This window comes from Streptomyces sp. YS-3 (assembly GCF_045257485.1).
Taxonomy (GTDB): domain Bacteria; phylum Actinomycetota; class Actinomycetes; order Streptomycetales; family Streptomycetaceae; genus Streptomyces.
Window position 1 is genome coordinate 1 of sequence record NZ_JBJHPC010000389.1, and the last position, 6,991, is coordinate 6,991.

At 75.0% G+C, this 6,991-nt stretch carries 7 protein-coding genes and 1 pseudogene; 2 read left to right on the top strand and 6 right to left on the bottom strand.

The genetic code is table 11. The features are described from left to right. A partial coding sequence (locus ACJA3G_RS25945; protein WP_406555463.1) for a lactonase family protein occupies positions 1-725 on the top strand: 725 nt, incomplete at its 5' end. A gap of 68 nt (positions 726-793) precedes the next feature. Here the strand turns inward: ACJA3G_RS25945 and ACJA3G_RS25950 are convergent. From ACJA3G_RS25950 to ACJA3G_RS25970, 5 genes are all read right to left on the bottom strand, one after another. Then, complete coding sequence (locus tag ACJA3G_RS25950) at positions 794-1,723, bottom strand: sirohydrochlorin chelatase (protein WP_406555464.1); 930 nt, start codon at positions 1,721-1,723, stop codon at positions 794-796. 95 nt (positions 1,724-1,818) lie between these two features. Beyond that, a complete protein-coding gene (locus ACJA3G_RS25955; protein ID WP_406555465.1) occupies positions 1,819-2,916 on the bottom strand; it encodes an N-acetylglucosamine kinase in 1,098 nt (365 codons plus the stop codon). Beyond that, the gene (locus ACJA3G_RS25960) at positions 2,913-3,590 is read right to left on the bottom strand and encodes a uracil-DNA glycosylase (protein WP_406555466.1); all 678 of its coding nucleotides are present in this window, start codon (positions 3,588-3,590) and stop codon (positions 2,913-2,915) included. Before ACJA3G_RS25960 ends, ACJA3G_RS25955 begins: the two co-directional genes overlap by 4 nt. Positions 3,591-3,600: 10 nt before the next feature. Further along, the gene (locus ACJA3G_RS25965; RefSeq protein ID WP_406555467.1) at positions 3,601-4,689 is read right to left on the bottom strand and encodes a WD40/YVTN/BNR-like repeat-containing protein; all 1,089 of its coding nucleotides are present in this window, start codon (positions 4,687-4,689) and stop codon (positions 3,601-3,603) included. Between the two features lie 213 nt (positions 4,690-4,902). Next, positions 4,903-6,006, bottom strand: a complete 1,104-nt coding sequence (locus ACJA3G_RS25970) for an NADH:flavin oxidoreductase/NADH oxidase (RefSeq protein ID WP_406555468.1) — start codon at positions 6,004-6,006, stop codon at positions 4,903-4,905. Between the two features lie 104 nt (positions 6,007-6,110). Here ACJA3G_RS25970 and ACJA3G_RS25975 point away from each other — a divergent pair, with 104 nt between their 5' ends. Continuing rightward, positions 6,111-6,458 carry an ArsR/SmtB family transcription factor gene (locus ACJA3G_RS25975; protein ID WP_406555469.1) on the top strand — a complete coding sequence of 116 codons (348 nt, stop codon included), beginning with the start codon at positions 6,111-6,113 and terminating at the stop codon, positions 6,456-6,458. A gap of 60 nt (positions 6,459-6,518) precedes the next feature. Here the strand turns inward: ACJA3G_RS25975 and ACJA3G_RS25980 are convergent. Continuing rightward, positions 6,519-6,991 (bottom strand): annotated as a pseudogene (locus ACJA3G_RS25980) (NADP oxidoreductase); the annotation flags it as partial.

Here is a 6,991-nt window from a genome sequence, read left to right on the forward strand (position 1 = left end):
ACTACACCTCCGGCAGCGTCACCGCGCTCCCGCTCCGCCCCGACGGCCGCCCGGGCCCCGCCGCGTACGTCCTCCAGCACCACGGCTCCGGCCCCCACCCCAAGCGCCAGACCGGTCCGCACGCCCACCAGGTGCTGCCCGACCCCAGCGGGCGCTGGCTGCTGAGCGTCGACCTCGGCACCGACTCGGTGGAGGTCTGCGCCCTCGACCCCTCCAGCGGCGTGCTGCGCCCGCACGGCACGACCGCGCTGCGCCCCGGCAGCGGCCCCCGCCATCTGGCCTTCCACCCCGACGGCCGCCACGCGTACGTCCTGAACGAGCTGGAGCCCACGCTCGTCGTCTGCCGCTGGGACGCCGCCGAGGGCGCCCTGGAGCCGCTGGGGGAGACCCGGGTGATCCACGACGGCGTGACGGACGAAACGTTCCCCTCCGAGGTCGTCGTCGCCCGCGACGGACGGTTCCTCTGGGTCGCCAACCGGGGCCACGACTCGATCGCGACCCTCGCCCTCGATCCCGACGGCGAGCACGCCGTCCTGGTGGCCACCGTGGACTGCGGCGGGCGGTGGCCGCGCCATCTGGCCCTCGGCCCCACGGGCCGTCGTCTCTACGCGGCCAACGAGCGCTCCGGCGACGTCAGCTGGTTCGACCTCTACGAGGAGAGCGGCATCCCGCGCCTGGCCGGCTCGGTGGCCGCCCCCGCGGCCTCCTGCGTCGTCTTCGGCTGAACTCCCCCGTGGACGCGGATGGGCCCGCACCCCGGCCGGGGTGCGGGCCCATCCGCGTCATCCGTACGTCAGTGCACGGGGGAGCCCTGCGGCTGCGGCGTGATGCCCAGCGCGGCGGCGTACTGCGACAGCACGAGCTTGCCGATCGCCGGGTAGGCGCCCAGCGGCTCGGCGGCCAGGCAGTCGGCCTCCTTGGCGGCGGTGTCCAGCAGTCCGTCCGCGACCTCGGGGCCGATCAGGTAGGGGGCGACCGCGAGCTGCACCGAACCGGAGCCGCGCAGCTGCTCGGCCATGGCGGCGATCGAGCCCTCCTGGTCGAGCGCGGCGGCCATCACGGGCACGGCGAGGCGGGCGGCCAGCAGCATGCCGGTGATCCCGGCGGCCTGCACGGCCTCCTCGCCGCCGACCGTCGCCAGGATGATGCCGTCGGCGGCGGTGGCCACCGTGAACAGCCGGGCGCGGTCGGCGCGGGCCAGACCGGCCTCGGAGAGGCGTACGTGCAGGGCCTCGGCGAGCAGCGGGTGCGGGCCGAGGACGTCGGTCAGCTCGGCGGCGGCACGGCTGTCCATGACGGCCTGGCGCACCCGGCGGATCAGGGCGCTGTCGGGGCCCGCGAGCAGCGGCACGACGACGGCGACGGGGCCGTCGGGCGCGGCGACGTCCTGACCGGCGGCACGGGCCTGCTCGTAGCGGGCGGTGCGCTCGGCGGCGGTGTGCGCGAGCACGGCGTCCAGCGGGGGGAACTCCACGGCGGCCTCGTCGGCCGCGTCCAGGTAGCCGATCCGGGCGTTGAGGCCGGGCAGCTCCGAGCGCGCGATGCTGATGACTTCCTCCGCCAGGGCGCGCACGGCGGGGGAGGGGGTACCGGGAACGGCGAGGACGAGCGCGGGCGCGCCCTCGGGAGCGACCACCGGTTCCGGGCGGCGGTGCCGCCCTGGCTGGCGGGGTCGCGGCATTCGTACAGGCAGGCCGGATGCGGGCCCAGTGGGGGAGCTCATGGCGCCGCATGCTACTGGCTTTGCGTGCGCGGCTGTTCGGGTAGGGGTCAGGTGAGCGGTATCTGTCCGTATTTATCCCGTGAGTGACATTGCCCTCAAGTGTCCCGCTCTGTCGTGACCCACAACATGCGCGGATGGTGCGGCAGTCGCAGCTCGTCGCGGGCCAGCGCCGAGGCGATCAGCAGGGCTCCGGCGAGCGGATCTCCCGCCGCGGGCACTCTGCGGACGGACGGCAACAGGGCGTCGAGCTCCTCCTGTACGGGGACGAGCAGCGGGTCGCCCATACGGAACAGGCCGCCGGTGAGCGCCACTTCGCATTCGCTCACACTTTCGGCCGCCCCGTCGTGGGCCGCTCCGCTCGCGCCGGAGTCGTCGGCCGTGCCGGGGCCGGGCCCTCTCACGTGGCCCTCCCCGCGCGCGGGCGGCACGTCCGGGCAGACCGCCGCGGCCGACTCGGCGATGGCGCGGGCAGCCCCGCGCAGGACCGCCGCCGCGACCGGGTCGGACGGGGCGCAGCGCGCCACCTCCGGCGCGAACGACGCCAGCACGGCGGGCCGGTCGGTGCGCGGATACAGCAGACCGGGCAGCTCCGCCACGGGTCCGAACAGCGCCTCGGCGCGCGTCAGCAGGGCCGTCGAGCCGCCGGGGCGGCCGTCGTGGGCGCGCAGCGCGGCCTCCAGGCCCGCGCGGCCGATCCAGGCGCCGCCGCCGCAGTCGCCGAGCAGATGGCCCCAGCCGTCGGCCCGCCGCCACCGCGTCAGATCCGTGCCCAGCGCGACCATTCCGGTGCCCGCCGCGACCACCGCCCCGGGCCGCTGGCCGAGCGCTCCGGCGTAGGCCGTCACCGCGTCGGCGGCCAGCGCCAGCCGTCGCACGCCGAGCGCACCGGCCAGGCCCGCGGGCAGCCGGGCGCGCAGGTCGTCGCCGAGCGAGGCCATCCCGGCGGCGCCTACGGCCACCGCCGCCACCCGGCCCGCACCGGTCCGGTCCAGCAACTCCCGGGCGGCGGGCACCAATCGGGCGAGCAGCTGTCCCGCGTCGATCCCGGCACGGCCCGTGCGCACCGGCTCGTCGCGGAGCGACACCTCCGACGGGGCGCCCCCGTCGGCCCGGCCGAGCGCGAACCGTACGCCGGACCCGCCGGAGTCGATCCCCAGCACCCACCCGCCGGCGCCGTCCCCGGCGACCGTCACGGCAGACGCCAGTCGACGGGCTGCGCGCCCTGGCGGACGAGGAGGTCGTTGGCCCGGCTGAACGGCCGTGACCCGAAGAACCCGCGGTCCGCCGACATGGGTGAGGGGTGCGCGGACTCGATCGCCGGGAGCTCGCCGAGCAGCGGGCGCAGATTGCGCGCGTCGCGCCCCCACAGCACCGACACCAGCGGGGTCCCGCGCGCGACCAGCGCGCGGATGGCCTGCTCGGTCACCTCCTCCCAGCCCTTGCCGCGGTGCGCGGCGGGCTTGCGGGGCGCTGTGGTCAGCGCCCTGTTCAGGAGCAGGACGCCCTGCTGGGTCCAGGGCGTCAGATCGCCGGTGGAGGGTCTGGGCAGCCCCAGGTCGGTGTGCATCTCGCGGAAGATGTTCTCCAGACTGCCCGGCAGCGGGCGCACCTCGGGGGCGACCGAGAAGGAGAGCCCCACGGCGTGCCCCGGTGTCGGATACGGGTCCTGGCCCACGATCAGGACCCGCACGTCCTGGAACGGCTGCTGGAAGGCCCGCAGTACGTGCTGTCCGGCCGGGAGGTAGGTGCGCCCCTGCGAGATCTCCTGACGGAGGAAGTCGCCCATGGAGGCGATCCTTCCGGCCACGGGCTCCAGAGTGTCCGCCCACCCGGGCTCGACGATCTCTTTCAACGGTCGTGCTGCCACGGCCGTCACTCTACTGGCGGACCACCGCCGCACGTACGCACAGCACATCGGGCAGGTGGGAGGCGAGCAGGCGCCAGCTGTCGCCGTCGTCCGCGCTCGCGTACACCTCCCCGTTGCGGTTGCCGAAGTACACGCCCGCGGGGTCGGCGTCGTCGGTGCACAGGGCGTCGCGCAGCACCGTCCCGTAGTGCGCCTGCGAGGGCAGTCCGGCCGACAGCGGCTCCCAGGTTCGCCCGCCGTCCTGGCTGCGGAAGACCCGGCACCTGTTCCCGGCCGGGACCCGGTCGGAGTCGGCGGTGATCGGGAACACGTAGACGGTGTCCGGGCGGTGGGGGTGGRTGGCTGCGGCGAACCCGAAGGTGGAGGGCAGTCCCTCGCCGATGTCCTGCCAGCGCTCACCGCCGTCGTCGCTGCGGTAGACCCCCCAGTGGTTCTGCAGGAACAGCCGGTCCGGGTCGGCCGCGTCCTGGGCGATCTTGTGGACGCACTGGCCGAACTCGGGGTGCTGGTCGGGCAGGAAGACCGCCGAGACGCCCTTGTTGGCGGGCGTCCAGCTCTCGCCTCCGTCCCGGGTGCGGAAGACCCCTGCGGTGGAGACCGCGACGGTCACCGCCCGGGCGTCGCGGGGGTCGGTGACGATGGTGTGCAGACCCTCGCCGCCGCCGCCCGGCACCCACTGCGAGCGCGTCGGGTGCTCCCACAGCGGACGCACCAGGGTGAAGCTCTCCCCGCCGTCCTCGGAGCGGAAGAGCGCGGCCGGTTCGGTGCCCGCGTAGACCACGTCGGGCGCCTCGGGGCCCGCCGGGTGCAGCTGCCAGACCCGCTCCAGCGACCTCCCGGTGAACTCCGGGAACTTCACCGCGGGCCGGGGTGGCTCCACCCAGGTGGCGCCCAGGTCGTCCGAGCGGAAGACGGAGGGCCCCCAGTGCGCGCTGTCGCCGCCGACGAGCAGCCGGGGGACCGGGCGCCGGGTGTCGATCCCGATGGAATAGACCGCCTGGGCGTTGAAGTGCGGCCCGTCGAACCGCCACTCGCCGCCGTGCCTGCGGCCGATGAACAGTCCCTTGCGGGTCCCCACAGTGAGCAGTACGTCGGTCATCGCTACCCCTCCAAAACGCCGTTGTCCCGGATGTCCGCCAGTCTGCACCCGACCACTGACAGCGGCCCCCGAAGCGGGGGTCCGCGCAGGTCACAGGGCGTGGGAGGGGAGGCGGGGGCACTGCGCGGGAGCGGCCCGGCCGCATTCACCCGTACGGGAACACGGCGCGGGCCGTGCGGTGGACCGAGGGGCCCCGCCGGGGCGGAGCGCCGGTCAGCGGGCCATGAGGTACTGCTCCGGGACGCGCGTCTCGCCGCCCAGCTCGCGGGCCGCCTGCCGGGCCCAGGACGGGTTGCGCAGCAGCTCCCGGCCGAGCAGGACCGCGTCCGCCTCCCCGTTGGCGAGGATCTTCTCGGCCTGGGCCGGTTCGGTGATCAGGCCGACGGTGGCGACGGGCAGCCCGCTCTCGTGGCGCACCCGGGCCGCGAACGGCACCTGGTAGCCGGGGCCCACCGGAATGCGCACCCCCGTGGCGTTCCCGCCGGTCGACACGTCGAGCAGGTCCACCCCGCGCTCCTTGAGCAGCGCGGCCAGGCGGACGGTCTCGTCCGCGGTCCAGCCGCCCTCCTCCAGCCAGTCGGTGGCCGAGACCCGGAAGAACAGCGGCAGCTCCTCGGGCCACACCTCCCGTACGGCCTCGGTGACGTCGAGCGCGAGGCGCGTGCGGTTCTCGAACGAGCCGCCGTACGCGTCGGTGCGCTTGTTGGAGTGCGGGGAGAGGAACTCGCCGATCAGATAGCCGTGGGCGCCGTGGATCTCGACGACCTCGAAGCCGGCGTCCCGCGCGCGCCGGGCCGCGTCCGCGAACTGTCCGACGATCTCCTTGATCTGATCGGTGGTCAGCTCGGTGGGCACGGTGTGGCGGGGGTCGAAGGGCACCGGGCTCGGGCCGAGCGGCTGCCAGCCCTCCTCGGCGTTCGGGGCGATCGGCGCGCCGCCGCGCCAGGGGCGGTCGGTCGAGGCCTTCCGGCCGGCGTGCGCTATCTGGATGCCGGGGACCGTGCCCTGCGCCTTGAGGAACCGCGCGATCCGGCCCAGCGCCTCGGCCTGGGTGTCGTTCCAGATGCCGAGGTCTCCGGGGGAGATCCGGCCCTCGGGGCTGACGGCGGTGGCCTCGACGAGGATCAGCCCCGTGCCGCCGGTCGCGCGGGCCGCGTAGTGGGCGAAGTGCCAGTCGTGGGCCGCACCGGCGTCCGGACCGAACGCCTCGGCGCTGTACTGGCACATCGGCGCCATCCAGACCCGGTTGGGGATCGTCAGCGACCGCAGGGTGTAGGGCTCGAACAGGGCACTGGCAGCAGGCACGGCAGACTCCATTCTGGACGGCCGCGGCGCCACGGGGCGGCGCCGGATCCGGTTCGTACGATACGCATCGTAGTACGGGAGATGTCAAACTACGATGCCTCTCGTACAATGCGTATGTGTCCACTGCAACGAGCAAGCGCGAACTCGACCACCCGGCGCGCCACGAGATCCGTCTGGAGGCGGTGCTGCACGCGCTCTCCGACCCCGTCCGGCTGCGGGTGGTCGGCGAGCTGGCGGCGGCCGACGGTGAGCTGTCCTGCTCGTGCTTCGACCTGCCCGTCACCAAGTCCACGACCACGCACCACTTCCGCGTGCTGCGCGAGAGCGGCGTCATCCAGCAGACCTACCGGGGCACCGCGAAGATGAACGAGCTGCGCCGCGACGATCTGGAGGAGCTCTTCCCGGGGCTCTTCGAACGGATCCTGGACGCGGCGGCGCTCCAGGGGGCGCGGCTCGACGGCTGAGCGCCGCGCGGCTCCCGTGCGCGCCCCGCTACCGGGCCCGGCAGCCCTCCGGCCGGGCGTTCAGTCCCCGCGCGCGCCCAGCGCCGCTGCCAGCAGCCCCTCCCAGTCGGCGATCTTCACCGGGCCCCGGCCCAGCGAGCGGCCGAGCGCCGCCTCCGCCAGTTCGATGTCCCGCCAGCCCCGCCACTGGACCGGCCGCAGCCCCGACGCCCGCATGGCGTCCACGGGTTCGCCCTCGACGGGCCGCCGCGCCAGGACCTCGGCGTCCGCCAGGAGCGAGGTCACCGTCTCCTTGGCGCACGGGCGGTTGGTGCCGATGACGCCGGTGGGACCGCGCTTGATCCACCCCGCCACGTACTCCCCGGGCGAGGGCACGCCGTCGCGCAGCACCCGGCCCGCCGCGTGCGGGACCGTCCCCGTCGCCGGGTCGAACGGCAGACCCGSCAGTGGCACGCCCAGATAGCCGACCGCCCGCAGCACGAGCTGCGCCTCGATCTCCTCGTACGTGCCGGTGCCGCGCACGCCCCCGGCCC

Excerpts from the sequence above, each read along its gene's own strand:
- ACJA3G_RS25950 (WP_406555464.1), bottom strand. The coding sequence starts at position 1,723 with ATGAGCTCCCCCACTGGGCCCGCATCCGGCCTGCCTGTACGAATGCCG.
- ACJA3G_RS25970 (WP_406555468.1), bottom strand. The coding sequence starts at position 6,006 with ATGGAGTCTGCCGTGCCTGCTGCCAGTGCCCTGTTCGAGCCCTACACC.